The sequence below is a fragment of the Nostoc sp. UIC 10607 genome (assembly GCF_047228265.1).
In the GTDB taxonomy this organism is placed as follows: domain Bacteria; phylum Cyanobacteriota; class Cyanobacteriia; order Cyanobacteriales; family Nostocaceae; genus Nostoc; species Nostoc foliaceum_A.
Genome location: NZ_JBIQNW010000223.1, coordinates 1 through 753, shown reverse-complemented (window position 1 = coordinate 753; position 753 = coordinate 1). Strand labels below are relative to the sequence as shown.

Sequence of the window (753 nt, the reverse complement as noted above, 5' to 3'; positions counted from 1 at the left end):
GCCTGCCCCAGAAACTATCGAGTGTACAAAGGCGATTCGATGATTGGGGTGATATTTCAACATATTACTCATTGGTCAAATGCTGTAGATAAGATTCGATACGCCGAATCGGTTGATGCAGCAGTGGGGCTAGACGACTTCATGAAGGTGGCAAGGATATCAGCAACGACTACAGAACAATTACCCACGGAAGAAGAGTTGCTTGATATTGAATTTGACGCACTGACCGATGAAGAATGGGAACGGTTAAAGAGATACGTTCCACAAGCTAAACATTTGGTTGCAGCGTAAGGAAACGGGTGGGCAGGAAAACCCACCTGTGTGGCAAGGAGCAAAACTAAATTATCAGTTTATCGAAATAGAACAACACAACTCATCGGATAAACCAATGTCACCCATAGAGATATTACGAGAATTCAATTCGTACTACGTAAATATTCAAGCAATCGCCCAAGATAAAACTTGGCTCTTGTTGATTGCTGATAAAAAGATTGACCCAGAAGCAGCAACTCACGTGGGCGATACATTGCATTACTTGGGTGAGGTTATGGGGTGCGTGGAAGAAGTTGTCGAGGTCAAGTTCAATCAGGAGGCAAAATAATGCAACCAACAATAACAATTCCACACGGTTGAAAATACCCCCGCTTCACCTTAATAGCTAAGTCGAACACTATCCAGCTTACTGGTGCAGAAAAGTCCTGAATGCTTGATATATGGAGGATTTTACTGAGACAAGGGTGACAGAGAGGGGGA

General features: G+C 43.4%; 1 protein-coding gene and 1 pseudogene. Both read left to right on the top strand.

What is annotated here, in order from left to right:
* Positions 1-291: pseudogene (locus ACEYW6_RS36515) on the top strand (hypothetical protein); the annotation flags it as partial.
* Entirely contained in the window at positions 281-601 is a 321-nt protein-coding gene (locus ACEYW6_RS36510; RefSeq protein WP_412983655.1) for a hypothetical protein, read from the top strand. The pseudogene ACEYW6_RS36515 and the gene ACEYW6_RS36510, both read left to right, overlap by 11 nt.
* Positions 602-753 lie beyond the last annotated feature (152 nt).